The 15565-nt window shown below is 70.1% G+C and carries 17 protein-coding genes and 1 tRNA gene; 9 read left to right on the plus strand and 9 right to left on the minus strand.

Annotated features, from left to right (window positions below):
- Window positions 1-363: 363 nt before the first annotated feature.
- The 5 genes from ACIBG7_RS38880 to ACIBG7_RS38900 all read left to right on the plus strand — a co-directional run bounded on the left by ACIBG7_RS38880 (window position 364) and on the right by ACIBG7_RS38900 (window position 2736).
- A complete protein-coding gene (locus tag ACIBG7_RS38880) occupies window positions 364-762 on the plus strand; it encodes a hypothetical protein (RefSeq protein ID WP_397339507.1) in 399 nt (132 codons plus the stop codon).
- Window positions 763-876: 114 nt separating this feature from the next.
- Window positions 877-1044, plus strand: coding sequence for a hypothetical protein (locus tag ACIBG7_RS38885; RefSeq protein WP_357930416.1), 168 nt, complete (start codon window positions 877-879; stop codon window positions 1042-1044).
- The gene (locus ACIBG7_RS38890) at window positions 1041-1283 is read left to right on the plus strand and encodes a hypothetical protein (protein WP_357930419.1); all 243 of its coding nucleotides are present in this window, start codon (window positions 1041-1043) and stop codon (window positions 1281-1283) included. The genes ACIBG7_RS38885 and ACIBG7_RS38890 overlap by 4 nt, the downstream gene beginning before the upstream one ends.
- Before the next feature lie 25 nt (window positions 1284-1308).
- Entirely contained in the window at window positions 1309-1944 is a 636-nt protein-coding gene (locus ACIBG7_RS38895) for a phosphotransferase (RefSeq protein ID WP_397339508.1), read from the plus strand.
- 12 nt (window positions 1945-1956) lie between these two features.
- Entirely contained in the window at window positions 1957-2736 is a 780-nt protein-coding gene (locus tag ACIBG7_RS38900) for a GNAT family N-acetyltransferase (RefSeq protein ID WP_397339509.1), read from the plus strand.
- Window positions 2737-2745: 9 nt separating this feature from the next.
- Here ACIBG7_RS38900 and ACIBG7_RS38905 read toward each other — a convergent pair whose 3' ends face one another.
- Window positions 2746-2892 carry a hypothetical protein gene (locus ACIBG7_RS38905; protein WP_397339510.1) on the minus strand — a complete coding sequence of 49 codons (147 nt, stop codon included), beginning with the start codon at window positions 2890-2892 and terminating at the stop codon, window positions 2746-2748.
- A gap of 58 nt (window positions 2893-2950) precedes the next feature.
- On the opposite strand from ACIBG7_RS38905, the gene ACIBG7_RS38910 reads away from it, so the two are divergent.
- Window positions 2951-4834, plus strand: coding sequence for a serine/threonine-protein kinase (locus tag ACIBG7_RS38910; protein ID WP_357930429.1), 1884 nt, complete (start codon window positions 2951-2953; stop codon window positions 4832-4834).
- 75 nt (window positions 4835-4909) lie between these two features.
- Here the strand turns inward: ACIBG7_RS38910 and ACIBG7_RS38915 are convergent.
- The 5 genes from ACIBG7_RS38915 to ACIBG7_RS38935 form a co-directional block, all read right to left on the minus strand.
- Window positions 4910-4983 (minus strand) — tRNA-Met (locus tag ACIBG7_RS38915).
- Window positions 4984-5041: 58 nt separating this feature from the next.
- Window positions 5042-7960, minus strand: a complete 2919-nt coding sequence (locus ACIBG7_RS38920) for a UPF0182 family protein (protein ID WP_357930432.1) — start codon at window positions 7958-7960, stop codon at window positions 5042-5044.
- A gap of 129 nt (window positions 7961-8089) precedes the next feature.
- Entirely contained in the window at window positions 8090-9139 is a 1050-nt protein-coding gene (locus ACIBG7_RS38925) for a PDZ domain-containing protein (RefSeq protein WP_357930434.1), read from the minus strand.
- 10 nt (window positions 9140-9149) lie between these two features.
- A complete protein-coding gene (locus ACIBG7_RS38930; RefSeq protein WP_357930437.1) occupies window positions 9150-9575 on the minus strand; it encodes a molybdenum cofactor biosynthesis protein MoaE in 426 nt (141 codons plus the stop codon).
- Between the two features lie 63 nt (window positions 9576-9638).
- Window positions 9639-10712 (minus strand): NAD-dependent epimerase/dehydratase family protein, encoded by a 1074-nt coding sequence (locus ACIBG7_RS38935; RefSeq protein ID WP_357930829.1) that lies wholly within the window; start codon window positions 10710-10712, stop codon window positions 9639-9641.
- A gap of 130 nt (window positions 10713-10842) precedes the next feature.
- Here ACIBG7_RS38935 and ACIBG7_RS38940 point away from each other — a divergent pair, with 130 nt between their 5' ends.
- Genes ACIBG7_RS38940 through ACIBG7_RS38950 form a run of 3 tightly spaced genes read left to right on the plus strand, consistent with a single transcriptional unit; the run spans window position 10843 to window position 13555 of the window.
- Window positions 10843-12042 (plus strand): zinc-dependent metalloprotease, encoded by a 1200-nt coding sequence (locus ACIBG7_RS38940; protein ID WP_357930439.1) that lies wholly within the window; start codon window positions 10843-10845, stop codon window positions 12040-12042.
- A complete protein-coding gene (locus ACIBG7_RS38945) occupies window positions 12039-12581 on the plus strand; it encodes an NUDIX domain-containing protein (protein WP_357930442.1) in 543 nt (180 codons plus the stop codon). Before ACIBG7_RS38940 ends, ACIBG7_RS38945 begins: the two co-directional genes overlap by 4 nt.
- Complete coding sequence (locus ACIBG7_RS38950) at window positions 12581-13555, plus strand: endonuclease/exonuclease/phosphatase family protein (RefSeq protein ID WP_397339511.1); 975 nt, start codon at window positions 12581-12583, stop codon at window positions 13553-13555. The genes ACIBG7_RS38945 and ACIBG7_RS38950 overlap by 1 nt, the downstream gene beginning before the upstream one ends.
- Here the strand turns inward: ACIBG7_RS38950 and ACIBG7_RS38955 are convergent.
- The 3 genes from ACIBG7_RS38955 to ACIBG7_RS38965 all read right to left on the minus strand — a co-directional run bounded on the left by ACIBG7_RS38955 (window position 13544) and on the right by ACIBG7_RS38965 (window position 15466).
- On the minus strand, window positions 13544-14104 hold the full coding sequence (locus tag ACIBG7_RS38955) for a DUF2064 domain-containing protein (RefSeq protein WP_397339512.1): 561 nt from the start codon (window positions 14102-14104) through the stop codon (window positions 13544-13546). The genes ACIBG7_RS38950 and ACIBG7_RS38955 overlap by 12 nt on opposite strands.
- The gene (locus tag ACIBG7_RS38960) at window positions 14101-14526 is read right to left on the minus strand and encodes a M48 family metallopeptidase (protein WP_357930449.1); all 426 of its coding nucleotides are present in this window, start codon (window positions 14524-14526) and stop codon (window positions 14101-14103) included. Before ACIBG7_RS38960 ends, ACIBG7_RS38955 begins: the two co-directional genes overlap by 4 nt.
- Window positions 14527-14683: 157 nt before the next feature.
- Window positions 14684-15466: an enoyl-CoA hydratase/isomerase family protein gene (locus tag ACIBG7_RS38965; RefSeq protein ID WP_397339514.1), complete on the minus strand. Its 783-nt coding sequence runs from the start codon at window positions 15464-15466 to the stop codon at window positions 14684-14686.
- Window positions 15467-15565 lie beyond the last annotated feature (99 nt).

A 15565-nucleotide genomic window follows, 5' to 3' on the forward strand; every position in this document is an offset into this window, starting at 1 on the left:
TCAGACCGTCCGTTCCGAGTCAAATTGACCGGCCCGGCGAAATCTGCGGGAATTCAGACCGCCCCGTCTCCGGGGCAACCCCTCTAACTTACCAGGCGATCCGGACAGATGCAAACCAACCGGACAAACCTGCAGGAAGTGGGATCTGCGCAGAGCTCGTCTGCGCTCTGCAACTGTAGCAGCTCTCCACACCACCGGAGGCATTCACGAGATCTTTCCCTCCGCCGGGACGGCCTAAACCACCGGGGAGCCACGAACCTGCCCGAAGCGGCGTCCCCGATGGCAAGCGGACAGCAAGTCATCCGCAATCGCCCCGGGATACGAAGTAGACGCGAGCAGTCTGCTCCCCCGGAGGTGTCCGCCATGTCCCGCTCGGAGTTCGATGACATCCGCGCCTACGTCGCCGATGAGACCACCCACGCCGGCGACCTGCTGAGCGTCGCCCGCGATCTCATCGACGACCTGGAGCGCGCCCGCCTGCGTGAGGCCGCGCTGCGCTCCTATTACCTCCGCCTGCTCACCGCCGCGCGGGCGACGGTGGCCGCGGAGATGGTCGGCGCCCCGGACCCCCTCGCCTTCCTCAAGCACGAACTGGCCGAGCGCGGCCAGCTCCCGCTCGACGGCGACGCCGTACACCGGATCCTGTCCGACGCGCGGGCGGCGGAGGCTCTGCTGGCGTGCCTGGAGCAGAACCCGCCGGGGCGGCCCCGCAGCTCGCGCGCCCGGACCTGCGTCGGCACCAGCCGCTCGTTGCCCCGCTAGCCGGCCGCCCGGTGAGGGGCCTGCGCGGGCGGACAACCAAGACCTGGGCAACACCTCGCCATCACCCGGGCTTGGCGAACCGGCTGTAACACTGCGCTTATGTGGCATCGGGGGTTGAACTGGGCGGCTATCGCCCTGGTCGGCGGCTTCGGGCTGATCTGGCTCGGGGTCGTCCTCTTCGCGACCGACACCGCGGGTATGTGGGTACGGCTCGCGCAGGCCGCTTTCGGCCTGTTCCTCGCCGGGTGGGCGGTGCAGAAGACGATGGTCATGATCAGATGACCGACCAGCCGTACAACGTCAACAGCGACCTCGGCGACGACGAGCAGGTCTCCGAGGCGGCGCTCTATCGCGACACCTACCCGGAGCGGCACCGCATCCAGGAGATAGACGACGAAGCCAGCCGGGGCATCTTCCACTGGGTGAACGAGGAGGATCCTCGCGAGAACGACACCCGTCCCGATCCGCTCAAGGAGCCGGAAACCCTCAGCGAGATCCTCGAGGACGACGAGGACCGCTGAGCCGACGCGCGGTTACGCTCCCCCCGTGGAACTGATCGGCGCCGGTCGCACCGCGGACGTCTACGCCCTGGACGAGCGTCGCGTGCTGCGCCGCTACCGCGCCAACACCACCGCCCGCGCCGAAGCGCGCATCATGGAGCACGTCCGCGCGCACGGCTTCCCGGTCCCGGCCGTCCACGACTGCACCGACACCGACCTGGTCCTTGACCGCCTGCCCGGCCCGACGATGCTCGACGCGCTCACGCGCCGCCCGTGGCTCCTCTTCCGGTACGGCAGGCAGTCGGCCAAGCTGCACGACCGCCTGCACACCGTCCCCGCGCCCGGCTGGTTGCCGCGTTTCGACGGCGGCGACCGCGTGCTCCACCGGGACCTGCATCCCGGCAACGTCGTCCTCACCCCCGGCGGCCCGATGGTGATCGACTGGTGCAACGCCCGCGCCGGCTCCCCCGCCGTCGATCTGGCCACCACGGTCGTCCTGCTGTCCACCGGTGACGTGCCCGCGCTGGCCGCCCGCCTCGGCCGTCGCCTGTTCGTCCGCGTACTGGTCGGCGCCAGCCGTACCGACCCTGGCCCCAGGATCGCCGACGCCGCGGCGGCACGGATGCGGGACCCGATGCTGAGCGCGGCGGAAAAGGAGAGGCTCGCGCGGTTCGTCCGGTGACATCCTGGCCGGATGATGAACACCGCGGCCGTCCTGAGCGCCTTCGACCAGCAGCTACGCCGTAACGCCCCGCCGGATGACAGCCAGAGCACCGTCGAGTTCACCGGCGACGTGGTCCGCCAGACCAGCACGGCTAGCGGGTGGAACGGGGTGCTCTGGTCGGATCTGCGGGAGGAGACCGCCGACGCGGTCATCGCCCAGCAGATCGCGCATTTCACCGCGCATGGCCTCGGCTTCGAGTGGAAGCACTACGCCCACGACCAGCCCGCCGACCTGCCGCAGCGGCTGCTGGCCGCCGGCTTCGTGGCCGAGCCGCGGGAGACCCTCGTGATCGGCGAGAGCGCCGCCCAGGCCGTGGAGGTCCCGGTGCCGGCGGGCATCACGCTGCGGCCGGTGCTCGACGCCGACGGGGTGGATCTGATGATGCGGGTCCACGAGCAGGCCTTCGGCACCGACAGCGGCCGGCTCCGGCACTGGGTGCTGAACCAGATGGCCGCGCTGGGCGACTGCTTCGCCGCGGTCGTCGCGATGCACGGCGACCTGCCGGTGAGCGCCGGGCGGGTGCTGCTGCACGAGGGCACCGATTTCGCCAGCCTGTGGAGCGGCGGCACCGTGCCCGAGTGGCGTGGCCGCGGCATCTACCGCTCGCTCGTCGCTCACCGCGCGCGCTACGCCGCCGAGCGCGGCTACCGCTACCTCCAGGTGGACGCCTCCGACGACAGCCGGCCCATCCTCGAACGGCTCGGTTTCGCCGCGCTGACGGTCACCACGCCGTTCCAGTACACGCCCTGAGCCACCTGCCTATCGGCGCTCGCTGGTCGCCGCCGGGGTGGGGAGCGGCGGGCGGTCCGGTGACGGCAACGCCGTGAGCACGAGCGTGACGATCGCCCCGGCGAACAGCAGGACAGCCAGTCCAAGCCCGGCCACCGGCCCCCGTGAGCCCGCCACCGACACTCCTTTTCGTCACCGCTGAGGCCTTTGACAGCGAACGCTAAGGTGAGATCTTGTGCAACCCCTCAAGCCAGACGATTTACGTCAGATCGGCCCCTACCGCCTCACTGGTGTGCTCGGACAGGGCGGCCAGGGGACGGTCTACCTGGGCGAGGGGCCGTCCAGCGAGCAGGTGGCGGTCAAGGTGCTCCACAGCGAGGCCGCCGCCGACGAGAACGCACGCCGGCGCTTCCTGCGCGAAGCCGAGGCGGCCCGCCAGGTGGCCCCCTTCTGTACGGCACGCGTCCTGGACACCGGTCTGGTGAACGACCGGCCGTACATCGTCAGCGAGCACATCGCCGGACCGTCGCTGGACCAACTGGTCACCGCCTCGGGGCCGCGGACGGGCAGCGGGCTGGAACGGCTGGCGGTGGCCACGCTCACCGCGCTGGCGGCCATCCATCGGGCCGGCATCGTGCACCGCGACTTCAAGCCCAACAACGTGATCATGGGTCCGGAAGGGCCGGTGGTGATCGACTTCGGGATCGCCCGGGTCACCGCCAACACCGCGACGCACACCATCATGGGCACGCCCGCGTTCATGGCGCCGGAGCAGTTCGAGGGCGGCGTGATCACCCCGGCGGCCGACCTGTTCAGCTGGGCGTCGTCGATGATCTTCGCGGCGACGGGGCGGTCGGCGTTCTCCGGGGAGACGTTTCCGGCGCTCATGCACGCCATCCTGACGCAGGAGCCGGATCTGTCGGCGGTGCCGGCGGAGTTGCGGCCGGCGTTGGCGGCGAGCCTGTCGAAGAACCCGGCGGATCGGCCCACCGCGGCCGGTCTGCTGCGCCGGCTCACCGGGGACGACCCGCCCCCGCCGCTGGCGACCCTGGTGGCGGAACCGCCGCCGGCCACGAAGGTCATGCCGGAGGCCGAGCAGTACGGTCCCCAGCAGCCGCACTGGACCGGCCCGCCCCCTGGCTGGTCGGGACCGCAACCCCACGGCCACCCCCAGCCCCAGCCCTACGGCCAACCGCAGCCCTACGGTCAGGGGCCGCCCCAGCCGATGGGTCCGCCCCACCCCATGGGCCCGCTCCACCAGGGCCCGCCGAATCAGGGACCGGGTGGATGGTCGGGGCCCAACCCGGCGCACCAGACCCTAGCCCCCAAGAGCAACCGCCCCGTGAAGTTCGGCCTGGCGGCCGGGATCAGCGCGATCGTCCTGGTCCTCCTGGTGGTGGGCGTGCGAGCCGTGGTCAAGAACACCGTGCGCGACGCCCTGACCACCAGCCCCGAGACCAGCTCGTACCCGGTCGTCACCGTGACCCCCGACCCGACCCCCTCCGACACCCCGTCGGACACCTCCACGGAGACCCCGTCCGAGGAACCCACCGAGAAGCCGTTCGACTACGCCGACCTCGACAAGGAGAGCACCGACCCGACCCCCGTCACGGCCGAGGCCCTGCTCCCCCAGTCCTTCACCACCTCCAAGGGCGTCCTCTACAACTACAAGGCAGGCGCGATGGAGGGCTGCCCCGGCCCGTGGCCGGACACCAACGTCAAGTCCGCTCTCCGCAACGCCCGCTGCGACGAGATGGCCGTGGGCGTCTACCTCAGCACGGGCGGCAAGAACGAGCGGATCATGGTCTCGGTCTGGGTCATCCCGCTGAAGAGCGCCGACCGGGCCAGCACCGCCTACTCCAAGCTCAAGAACGTGTACGTGGAGGACTGGGGCATCCGCTGCCCGCGGACCGGTCCTGGCTCGTCGGGCATCTGCCACACGACGAACTGGCTCAACGCCCGGCTGTACTCGTGGACCGGCCAGTCCGGCCGCTACGTGATCCGCACCCTGGCCGTCTACACCAACCTCACCAGCTCGCCCAGCGCGGACAAGTGGCTGAAGGACGCGGCGAACGCCGCCTACAAGGCGTCCGGCCCGATGGTCTACCACGGGGGGTGAACGACCCCGGCGGCCTGCTGCGGGAAACGAGAAAGCCCTCCCGGGAGAATCTCCCGGGAGGGCTTTCCACTTGAGTAGCGGGGACAGGATTTGAACCTGCGACCTCTGGGTTATGAGCCCAGCGAGCTACCGAACTGCTCCACCCCGCGTCGGTGTGTATGGCTAAACACTATCGGCAGCGCGGGGTGGGCGCAAATCAGCGAACCGCTACCCGGTAGGAGTAGGTGACGGGGTCGCAGCAGGTGTCCCTGTCGGAGTGGCACTCGGGGTCGGCGTCGCCGCCGGCGTGGACTGCGCGGGTGCGGCGCCCAACCCTTCGAGGCGGCGCAGTGCGGCCTCGAGGCGGGTCTGGGCCTCGCCGTACTTCACCCAGTCCGGCGGGGTGGCCTGGAGCGCCTTCTGCCCCTCGTTGTAGGCGGTCTGGACCTCCTGGATGGCCTTGGACAACTCGGTGTTGGCCGCCGGCTGCTCGGTGCCCGGCTGGTTGGTGCCCGGGTTGGTGATCTGGGGCGCGTCCCCGAAGACCTCCTTGAGCGCCGCCTCCAGGGTGTCGCCGAAGCCGACCTTGGCCCCGTAGAGCACCATCACCTTGTTGAGCGTCGGGTAGCGGCCCGAGGACTCCGCCTTCGGCTGCACGTAGACCGGCTCGATGTAGAGCAGGCCGCCGCCGAAGGGCAGGGTCAGCAGGTTGCCGTAGATCACGTCCAGGTTGCCGCCGGTGGCCAGCAGGTTGAGCGCGTTGGACACCCGTGGCGTGGACAGGAAGGTGTTCTGGGCCTGTGGTGGACCTTGGATGGTCGTCGCACTGGGCAACTGGAGGATCTCCAGCTTGGCGTCCGCGACGTCCGCCGAGGCGTCCACCGCCATGTACGCGGCCATGTTCTGCCGGCTGACCGGCACGAAGGCGGTGGTGAGGGAGAAGGTCTCCTTGCCTCCGGGCATCTTCATGGTCACGTAGTACGGGGGCTGCTTGTCCTTCTTGGAGGCCGGGTCGACCGGGACCTTCCAGAAGTCCTGGCCGCCGAAGAAGGCGCCGGCGTTGGTCACGTGGTACTGGGCCAGGATCTCGCGCTGGGCCTTGAACATGTCGGCCGGGTAGCGCAGGTGACTGCGGAGCGCCGACGGGATCTCGGCCTTGGGCTTGACGATCGTGCCGAAGGCCTTCTGCCAGGTCTTCAGCAGCGGGTCGGCGTCGTCCCAGGCGTAGAGGGTGACGGTGCCGTCGTAGGCGTCGACCGTGGCCTTGACCGAGTTGCGCAGGTAGTTGATCTCGTCGCGCGGCTGCACGGCCTGGGCGCCGGGAAGGCGGGCCGTACGGACGTCGGTGGTGAGGTCTTCCCAGCTCTTGCGCTCGGAGTAGGGGTAGCTGTCGGTCGTGGTGTAGCCGTCGACGATCCAGACGATCCGGCCGTCGATCACCGCGGGGTAGGGGTCCTTGTCCAGGGTGAGGAAGGGAGCCACCTTCTGCACGCGCTCCAGCGGGCGGCGCGTGTACATGATCCGCGAGTGGTCGTTGACGTAGGACGACAGCAGCAGGTTGGTCTCGCCGTACTTGGCGGCGTAGGCGAGCTTCGTGAAGAAGTTGCCGATGGGCACGCCGCCCTTGCCGCCGTAGGTGTTGTTCTGCTGGCCGTTGCCGCCCTCGATCGGGTAGTCGAGCTCGTTGCCCTGGCCGGAGCCGGGGTTGGGGCCGCCGACGATCGAGTAGTCGGGCGAGTTCTCGCCGAAGTAGACGCGCGGCTCGTACTTGCCGAGCTCGCCGGTCGGCGGGATGTCCTTCTCGCTGAAGCTGGGCAGACCGCCGGGGGCGACCCGGTTGCCGGGAGCCGCGACCGCGCCGAAGCCGTGGGTGTAGACCACGTGGCTGTTGATCCAATTGCGCTGGCTCTGCTCCGGCTCGCCGATGTCCCGGACGGAGATCACGGTGTCACGGAGCTTGCCGGAGGCGTCCGGGTAGCGGTCGATGTCGAGCTGCTCGGGGAACTGGTAGTAGCCCTTGATCTGCTGGAGCTGCTGGAAGGTCGGCGACAGGATGCTCGGGTCGAGCAGGCGCAGACCGGGGATGGCGCTGGCCTCCTGCTGGAGCACCGTCGCGTCCGCGTCGGTCTTGGGCGCGTACGGGGTGACCTTGACGTGCTGGTCGCTGACCTTGTACGCGTCACGGGTCGCCTGGATGTTGCGCTGGATGGAGACCTGCTCCTTGGCCTGCTGGTTGGGCTTGACCTGGAACTGCTCGACCAGCGCCGGGTAGACGCCGCCGATCAGCACGGCCGAGAGCACCAGGAGGCCGAAGGAGACGCCCGGCAGCATGCCGCCGGGGCGGAAGATGCCCGCGAAGAACAGCACGGCGCAGATCAGCGCAATGATCGCCAGGATCGTCTTGGCCGGCAACACCGCGTTGAGGTCGGTGTAGGAGGCGCCGAAGACCTTGCCCCGCTCGGAGAAGACGAGTCCGAAGCGGTCGATCCAGTAGGCGATCGCCTTGAGCAGCACGAAGACGCCCAGCAGCACCGACAGGTGCACCCGGGCGGCGCGCGAGGCGTGGACGCCCGGCGACTGCAGGCGGAATCCGCCGTAGAGGTAGTGCGTGATCGCCGCGAGGATGATCGAGATGACCACCGCGGTGAACAGGAAGTTGAGGACCATCCGGATGAACGGGTAGTCGAAGACGAAGAACGAGATGTCGTACCCGAACTCCTCGTCGCGCTTCCCGAAGTCGGTCCCGTTCACGAACTGCATCCACGTCTTCCACTGCCCCGCGATCTGCGAGCCGGAGAAGAGCGCGAGCACGGCCATGCCGACAATGAAGATCAGTTTGCGGTGCGGGTCGAGCGCCATGCGGTAGCGGTCGGCTCCGCTGGCTCCGCCGAACATCGCGGGCCCGAACATGGGCCGCGTGCGGAAGGCCAGCAACATGTTGCCGCCGACGATGCCCACCATGAGCAGCGCCCCGACCAGGAACAAGATGATCTGGGTCAGCAACATTCCGGAGAAGACCGACGTGTAGTCGACGTTGTCGAACCACAGGTAGTCGGTATAGAAGCCGGAGAAAAGGAAGAAAAGGGCCACGATCGCGACAACCGCGATCGCGACAGGGAGCAGCAGTCGGGGGCGGCGCAAACGCATCGCCCGTCCGCCTCCTGGGGTCCGGAAGCTCAAGGCCAACCCCTCGTCGTGATGAACTATCGGTCCGTGTCTGGCAACCTACACCGATGTGCCAGCCGTACGGCTAACGCACGACGCCCCGGAGAAGTTTCACCCAGCAGCGCAACTGGGCACGTCGCCCTTTCCGGTGCGAAGGGCATCAATCGCCTTTACCGCTTCATGCAGGGTGGTCGCCTTGACCAGCCGCAGCCCCTCGGGGGCGGCCTTCACGGCCTCCGCGCAGTTGTCCTCGGGCGTGAGGAAGATCGTCGCGCCCGCGTTCTTGGCGCCGACCATCTTCTGCGCGATGCCGCCGATCGGGCCGACGTCGCCCTCCGCGGTGATGGTGCCGGTGCCGGCGATGGAGTGGCCGCCGGTCAGCTCGCCGGGGGTGAGCTTGTCGAGGATGCCGAGCGAGAACATCAGGCCCGCGCTGGGGCCGCCGACCTCGCCGACGCTGATCGAGACGGTGAACGGGAAGTAGTACTTCTTGACGCCGAGCTGCACGCCGACCATGGCCTTGCCGGCCGGCGAGGCGACCGTCTGGATCGGCACCTCGACCTGCTTGCCGTCGCGCAGCACCACGAAGGTGACCGTCTCGCCCGGCTTGTGCGCCTGGACGGTGCCGGTGACCACCTCGGTGCTGGTCGCCTTCTTGCCGTCCACGCTGACGAACTGGTCGCCGGCCTTGATCTTGCCGGCGGCCGGCAGGTCCTTCTCGACGGCCGCGGCGACCACGTCGGCGGTGAACGGGATGCCGAGCTCGGTCAGCGCGGCCGCGGTGGCGCTGTCCTGGGAGCCGGTCATCTCGGCGGCGTTCTGCTCCTCGACCTGCTTGGCGGTCTGGTCGGGCGGGAAGATCGTCGCCTCGGGGACCACCGCGACGGTGGGATCGATCCAGCCGCGCAGCGCGGTGAGCAGGTCGATGCGGTTGTGCGGGCCGCCCTTGTACTCCACGGTGACCAGGCGCAACGCGCCGCTGGTGGTGTACGTCTGGCGGCCGGTGATGGTGATCACCGGCTTGTCGTTGACCTCGCCGAGGGTGTTCTCGGTCGGGCCGGGACTCAACACGACGTAAGGGACGTTGAGGAACGCTCCGACGACACCGAGCGCGAGCACCAGAAAGCTCGACACCAGCAGGGTCAACGCACGTCGCGACATGGGAACGAGCTTATTCGCAGGCGCCGACCCATTCCGCCGACCCGTCGGCGAAGAGCTGATGTTTCCAGATCGGGACCTCGGACTTGAGATCGTCGATCAACCGGCGGGAGGCGGCGAAGGCCTCGCCCCGGTGCGGGCAGGCCACCGCGACGATCACCGCGATGTCGCCGAGCTCCAGGTCGCCCACGCGGTGGACGGCCGCCAGGGCGTTCACCGGGTAGTCGGCCGCGACCTTCTCCGCGACCCGGCGCAGCTCCTCGACGGCCGAGGGGTGCGCGGAGTACGACAGCCGGGTCACCGCCTTGCCGTGGTCCTGCTCCCGCACCGTGCCGACGAACAGCGTCGTCCCGCCGGCGGCGTGCGAGCCCATCGAGGCGAACACCTCGTCCACCGAGAGCGGGGTGTCGCGAATGTCGAGCAAGCGGATGACGTCCACAAACCAGAGCGTACGGCACGCCGTGCCGTGCGCGCCGACCTCCTGGTGGGCTTCGCCGTACGGTCAGATGCGGCGCTTCTTGCGCACCTGGCGGACGATGGCAGCGGTGCCGATGACCGCGACGGTCGCGCCGGCGGCGGTGAGGGTCGCCTCCTTGACCGGCAGCCGCCGGCCGACCACGGTGGTGCGCTTCTCCCGCAGCTCCAGGAGCTGGGTCAACGCCGCCTCGTTGGTCCAGACGGGCTTCCAGCCGGCCTCGCGCAGCGCCGTGCAGTCGACGACCCACGGGTAGACGACGTAGTGCAGGTCCGTCGCCGGCGCCGGGGTGATGCCGAGCCGGTGCAGCCGTTGCGCGGTGCCGAAGGTGAGCCCGGCGGGCAGCTCGAAGCCGCGGATGCCGGACAGCTCCTCGACCTGCTCCTGCTCCAGCCAGCCGTCGGAGCCGACCGCGACCACGCCGGTGACCGCGCCGCGGGCGGCGAGTTCGAGGGCCGAGACGAGATCGTCCACATGGCAGAACTGCCAGCGCGGCAGGCTGCCCTTGACGGTGAGCAGCCGTGGCGCCTCGAAGTGCCGGGTGATCACGGTGTCGACGCCGGGGCCGACGACCGCGGCCGGCCGTAGCACGGTCAGCTCCAGGCCGGGGTGGCTGCGCGTGGCCTGCCGCGCCACGCCCTCGATCTCCAGGTAGTCGCCCACCACGCCGGTGTCCGGCTCGGCGGCGACCGCGGAGTTCTCCGGCAGCGGCACCGGGTTGTCGGGCGCCGCGCCGTACACCATGGCACTGGTCACCAGGACGACGCGGCGCACGCGCGCGGCCGCGGAGGCGGTGAGCACGGTCTGGGCGGCGCGCAGGTTGTAGGCCCGGCGCTCGGCGGGGTCGGAGTCGACGGCGAAGTCACCGGCCAGGTGGACCAGGACGTCGATGTCGGAGATGCGGTTCGCCAAGAGCGGATCGCGGACGTCGATCACCCGCCACGTGACGTCCTGGACGTCGCCTCGCTGCTCGTCGATGGCCACGACTCTGCGGAAATCCCCGGAGGTGGCGAGCCTGGAGAGCAGTTCGCGGCCTATTCCCGAGGCGGCGCCGGTCACGGCGACGACGGGTTGGCGCGGTCGTTTCGAGGTAGGCACCAGGTCCTCACTTTGCACTGATCCGCCGTGGGACGACTAACGTGGCGGATGTGGACTCCTCCATCCTGCACGAGGTAGAGCGGTGACTGACCTGCCAGGTCGCGAAAACGACCCAAACGAGAACCCGTTCGCCATGTTCGGCAACCCTGAGCAGATGGCTCAGGCGATGCGCCAGTTCGCCGACATGCTGTCGGCCCCGGCCGGCTCCGGCCCGGTCAACTGGGACATGGCCAAGAACATCGCCCGCCACGCGGTCGTGGCCGAAGGCGACCCGAGCGTCGCGGAGGGAGAACGCCGCCAGATCGTCGAAGCGCTGCGGCTCGCCGACCTCTGGCTGAACGAGGCGACGGCGCTGCCCAGCGGCGTCTCCAAACCCGAGGCGTGGTCGAGATCGGAGTGGATCGAGAACACCGTCCCGGTCTGGCGCCAGCTCGCCGAGCCGGTCGCGGCCAAGATGGTCGAGACGATGAGCGGCACGCTCGGCGGCTCCGGCCTGCCCCCCGAGGCCCAGCAGATGGCCGGGCCGCTGATGGGCATGCTGAAGCAGATGGGCGGCATGATGGTCGGCCAGCAGATCGGCCAGGCCCTCGGCTCGCTGGCCCGCGAGGTGGTCGGCACGACCGACATCGGCCTGCCGCTCTCCGACACCGCGGCGCTGCTGCCCGGCGGCATCGCCACCTTCAGCAACGGCCTGGAGACCCCCGCCGACGAGATCCGGCTCTACCTCGCGCTGCGCGAGGCGGCCCATCACCGGCTCTTCCAGCATGTGCCGTGGCTTCGCTCGCACCTGCTCGGCGCGATCGAGGAGTACGCCCGTGGCATCACGGTCGACACCTCGGCGCTGGAGGAGCAGATCCGGAGCCTCGACATCAACAACCCCGAAGCCATCCAGGAGGCGCTGAGCGGCGGAAACCTGCTCAAGCCCGAGGAGACCGAGCGGCAGAAGGCCGCCCTGGCCCGCCTGGAGACCTCGCTGGCGCTGGTCGAGGGCTGGGTCGGCACCGTGGTCGACGCCGCGGCCGAGGGCAAGCTGCCGTCCGCGGCCGCGCTCTCGGAGACGGTACGGCGGCGCCGCGCGACCGGCGGTCCCGCCGAGCAGACCTTCGGCACCCTCGTCGGCCTGGAGCTGCGGCCCCGGCGGATGCGCGAGGCGGCGGCGCTGTGGACGGCGCTGGCCGAGGCGCGCGGCATCGAGGGACGCGACGACGTCTGGGCGCACCCCGACCTGATGCCGACCGCGGACGACCTCGACGCCCCGGAACGCTTCGTCAGCGGCGAGTCCTCCGCGTGGGACATCTCCAAGCTCGATCTTCCGGACGAGGACGGCGAGTGACGCTGCGCCTGGACGCGGTCGAGGTCCTGTCCGCCTGGACCGCGCCCACTCCGGAGGAGGAGGTGTCGCGCAAGGAGTTCCTGGAGCACCTGCACGCGCACGAGGACGCGATGTTCCGGGAGTGCGTGCCGGGGCACCTGACGGCGACGACCGCGGTGCTCTCGCACGACGGGTCGCAGGTGCTGCTGACGCTGCACCCCAAGGCGGGCATGTGGCTGCCGATGGGCGGGCACTGCGAGAGCACCGACCGGACCCTGGCGGAGGTGGCGCTGCGGGAGGCGACCGAGGAGTCCGGGATTCCCGGGCTGGTGCTGCTGCCCGGACCGCTGGCACTCGACCGGCACCAGGTGTGGTGCCATCCGCCCTTCAGCTGGCACCTCGACGTCGAGTACGCCGCCGTGGCGCCGGCCGGGGCCGAGGCGGTGATCAGCGACGAGTCGCTCGACCTGCGCTGGTTCCCCGTCGAGGAGATCCCGGAGTTGTCGGACGAGGCCACCCGCCGGCTGGCCCGCCGCGGCCGGGACCTCCTGAGGTCCTGATGGTCGGCGGCACGATCGTCGTCCCGTCTCGCAGGCGGCGCGCGATCACCGGCGCCGGGGTGGCCTGGGTGGCCGTCACGCCCTTCGCCGCCTGGGCCGTCGCCCGGCTGGCCGGGCTGGAACGCGGGCCGGTCGCCACGCAGCTCATGACCGCCACGCCGTACGCGGCGGCGGGCTCGCTCCTGCCGCTCCTGCTGGCGGCCATGACCCGCCGCCGCGGGGTCACCGCCGTCGCCGCGCTCACCACCGCCGCCCTCGGGCTGGCCGTCCTCCCCCGCGCGATCGGCTGGGCCGACAGCGTGCCCGGCACGCCGGTGCGCGTGCTGACCATCAACCTCCTGTACGGCAAGGCGGACCCGGCCGAGGTGCTGGCCCTGGTCAGGCGCCTGGAGCCGGACGTGCTGAGCACGCAGGAACTCACTCCGGGGGCGGTCGAGGCGCTCGACGCGGCCGGGCTGAAGGCGCTGATGCCGCACCGGGTGCTCCAGGAGGAGTGGAGCGCGGGCGGCAGCGGCCTGTACTCCAAGCACCCGCTGACCCCGCTCTGGGACGTGATGCCGCCGGTCGGGCACAAGATGCCCGCGGCCGTGGTGCGGCTGCCCGACGGCAAGCGGATCGAGGTGATCGCCGTGCATCCCTTCGCGCCGATCGGCGAGTCCTACGGGGGCTGGCGTACGGCGCTGGAGGCGTTGCCCTCCGCCTCACCGGACATCGTGCGCGTGCTGGCCGGCGACTTCAACGCGAGCCTCGACCACACGCCGATGCGGCGGCTGGTCGGGCGGGGGTACAAGGACGCGGCCGACTCGGCGGGGGCGGGGCTGGTGCCCACCTGGCCGGAGAACCGGCGGCTGGCGCCGGTGATCACGATCGACCACGTGCTGGTGGACGCGAAGGTGGGAGTGCGGGAGGTCAGCGTGCACACCGTGCGCGGGACCGACCACCGGGCGGTCTTCGCGGCGTTGTCAGTGCCCTAGCAGCATCCGGGTGTTGTCCCAGCCCTCCAGGCCGGGGTCGAGCCGGGCGAGGTCGGCGGCCGAGCGCACGCGATGCCAGCCGGGGCCGGTGGCGACCTGGCGGGGGCCGGAGGCCTGGGCGCGCAACGCCTTGACCGGGTCGTGGTCGTCGAGGTCGGGGTCGGCCCAGGCGGGCAGCGGGAGGTGCGCGGCCAGTGCGACGGCTCCGCCGTCCTGGCTGGGGCAGACCGACAGCGGCGCGCGGCCGAGCTCACGGAACAGCTTGCCGATCAGCAGCGGGGGCAGATCGGGCGCGTCGGCGCCGACGATCACGGCCTGCTCGCCGCGCAGCAGCGCGAAGATCTCGCGGAGCGGGGTGTCGTCGGCGATGTGCAGCACCTCGGTGCCGGGCCAGACGACCTCCTCCAGCTCGGGGACGCTGGTGATCAGCACGGGGGTCACGAGGTCGAGGCCGGCGACCATCTCGTAGACGTCCTCGGCCATGGCGGCGACGAGATCGTCAGCGAGGGCGGGGCGGCGTTTCGCCAGGACTGCGGCGATCCGCGTCAAAACTCCTCCGGCTGGTTGTGCGTGCCGACGGAGAAGCCTTCGAGAAAGCCGCGCGCCCGCTCCGCTCTGGGGTACTGTTTCACCAGCTTCCAGAACTTGGGGCCGTGGCCGGGCACCAGCAGATGCACGAGCTCATGGATGATCACATAGTTGATGACCCACTCCGGCAGGCCGCGGATCCGGGTCGAGATCCTGATGGTGCCGTTCTCCGGAGTGCAGGAGCCCCATCGGTGTTGCTGGTTGTCGACCCAGCGCACGCTTTCCGGCCGAGCCTTCCCGCCTAGGTACTTCGTGGACAGTTCGACGGCCCGGTCGAATAGCTCCTGATCATTCGGATGGCGGCGCTTCTCCTTGGCCTCCAGCCGTTCGAGCATCCGGCTCACCCATTCATCAGCGACTTCACCGCTCAACGAGGCGGGCATGAGCACGATCGTCTTGTCCCCGTCACGGTAGGCGGAAACCGTCCGCTCGCGACGAGAACTCCGTCGGACCTCGACTGTCTCGGGGGGCACATATGCACGGTAGCCGACACACGTGGATTTCCACAGGGGGTGCATCTTGTTTTCCCTGGTCAGATGATTAAGTCCCGGTGAATTTGGGCCGCCGCCTTTCCCGATTCGCGGCCAGTCCCTCGCGCATGTCGGCGGAAGCCATGGTCACGGGCTGTGCGAGCGACTCCCAGCGGAGTGCGGCTTCGAGGTCGTGATGTTCCTGGTTCAGCGCGACTTTCGTGAGCTTGGTGGCGATCGGCGCGTTTCCCGCGATCATTGCGGCGATGTTCAGAACCTCGGAAATAAGATCAGAGTGCGGGAATGCCTGATTGAGGAGCCCGCGCTGCGCGGCTTCGGCGCCGAGGATCGTGCGGCCGGTGAGAAGGAGTTCCCGCGCCAGCCGGAGTCCGCCCGACTTCGGCAGCAGATAGGTGGCGGCCATACCGGGATGAAGGCCGAGGCCGGTGAACGGCGCCAGGAGCTTGGCCTCGTCGGCGGCGTAGACGAGATCGCAGGCCAGGGCCACGCACAGCCCCGCGCCGACCGCGGCGCCGTTGACGGCGGCGATCGTCGGCACCTCCAGCTCCGTGATCGACAGCCAGGTGCGGTAGAAGGCGAGCATGCGGTCGCGCAGGTCGGGGACGCTTTCCGTGCCTCGGTCCGCGAGCCAGGACATGTCGCCGCCGGAGGAGAAGGCGCTGCCCGCGCCGGTCACCACGACACAGCGCACCGCGCGGTCGGCGTTGAGCTCGGCGACGGTCTCGCGCCACTGCTCGGTCATGCCCTCGGTCATCGAGTTGCGGCGGTCCGGGCGGTTGAGGGTGAGGATCACGACGCCGTCGTCCCGCCGGTCGACCAGGAGCTCGCTCATGATCCGAGATCGTAGAGGTTGTCCACAGGCGGCGGGAGGGGGCGCGCGGTTATCCACAGGATGGCCTTTCCGCGTCCGGCGGGCTCGTCGCGCCTGGCA

It is taken from the genome of Nonomuraea sp. NPDC050328, from assembly GCF_044459405.1.
Taxonomy (GTDB): Bacteria; Actinomycetota; Actinomycetes; order Streptosporangiales; family Streptosporangiaceae; genus Nonomuraea.

Excerpts from the sequence above, each read along its gene's own strand:
- ACIBG7_RS38920 (WP_357930432.1), bottom strand. The coding sequence starts at position 7,960 with ATGCGTTTGCGCCGCCCCCGACTGCTGCTCCCTGTCGCGATCGCGGTT.
- ACIBG7_RS38890 (WP_357930419.1), top strand. The coding sequence starts at position 1,041 with ATGACCGACCAGCCGTACAACGTCAACAGCGACCTCGGCGACGACGAG.
- ACIBG7_RS38900 (WP_397339509.1), top strand. The coding sequence starts at position 1,957 with ATGATGAACACCGCGGCCGTCCTGAGCGCCTTCGACCAGCAGCTACGC.
- ACIBG7_RS38880 (WP_397339507.1), top strand. The coding sequence starts at position 364 with ATGTCCCGCTCGGAGTTCGATGACATCCGCGCCTACGTCGCCGATGAG.
- ACIBG7_RS38950 (WP_397339511.1), top strand. The coding sequence starts at position 12,581 with ATGGTCGGCGGCACGATCGTCGTCCCGTCTCGCAGGCGGCGCGCGATC.
- ACIBG7_RS38940 (WP_357930439.1), top strand. The coding sequence starts at position 10,843 with ATGTTCGGCAACCCTGAGCAGATGGCTCAGGCGATGCGCCAGTTCGCC.
- ACIBG7_RS38965 (WP_397339514.1), bottom strand. The coding sequence starts at position 15,466 with ATGAGCGAGCTCCTGGTCGACCGGCGGGACGACGGCGTCGTGATCCTC.
- ACIBG7_RS38925 (WP_357930434.1), bottom strand. The coding sequence starts at position 9,139 with ATGTCGCGACGTGCGTTGACCCTGCTGGTGTCGAGCTTTCTGGTGCTC.
- ACIBG7_RS38960 (WP_357930449.1), bottom strand. The coding sequence starts at position 14,526 with ATGCCCGCCTCGTTGAGCGGTGAAGTCGCTGATGAATGGGTGAGCCGG.